Below are 505 nucleotides of genomic sequence, written 5' to 3'. Positions count from 1 at the left end.
GTTGTGTTCTCGTAACCAGCGACTTTTGATTTTTTCATCTATCCTATGATGGATACGCGCATTATCTAATACGACAAATGTCAGGCGATGATCCCCTTGCTTTGCAACCTGCTCTAAAAAATCAATGACATCAGTCCGCGTAACACTGTCTGACATTATCTGATAAAACAGGGTGTTATCGGTGTAATTTAGCGCCCCTAACACTGAACGTCTGACATGATTTTGCGGCTCTGTTTCATGGGGCTTACCCCGTGGGCTCCATCCGTATTGCACCGGCGGAGAGGCGGTAAAACCCGCCTCATCAAGATAGACCAGCCGGTAATGACCCGACCGCGCGCCCGCCTTAATTTTATTCAGAAAGGCGGCTTTTTCAGCAAACTCCGCTTCATTGCATTTTTTTTAAAGACAGGCGGGCCCGTTTATAGGTTAGCCCCTGTTTTTTCAGGGTATTCGCCAGCGTCTCAAGCGTACAGGGCAGCGGGCCATGCTTGTCCTCGACTTTCTG

At 48.7% G+C, this 505-nt stretch carries 1 protein-coding gene; it reads right to left on the bottom strand.

The annotated features are described in order from the left end of the window. Positions 1 to 315 (bottom strand): transposase (locus AAC854_RS23015; RefSeq protein WP_340619119.1); only part of this gene is annotated, 315 nt, incomplete at its 3' end. Positions 316 to 505: the final 190 nt, after the last annotated feature.

Origin of the sequence: Xenorhabdus entomophaga (genome assembly GCF_037996725.1) — a bacterium.
In the GTDB taxonomy this organism is placed as follows: Bacteria; Pseudomonadota; Gammaproteobacteria; order Enterobacterales; family Enterobacteriaceae; genus Xenorhabdus; species Xenorhabdus khoisanae.
This window is presented reverse-complemented; position numbering and strand designations above follow the sequence as displayed.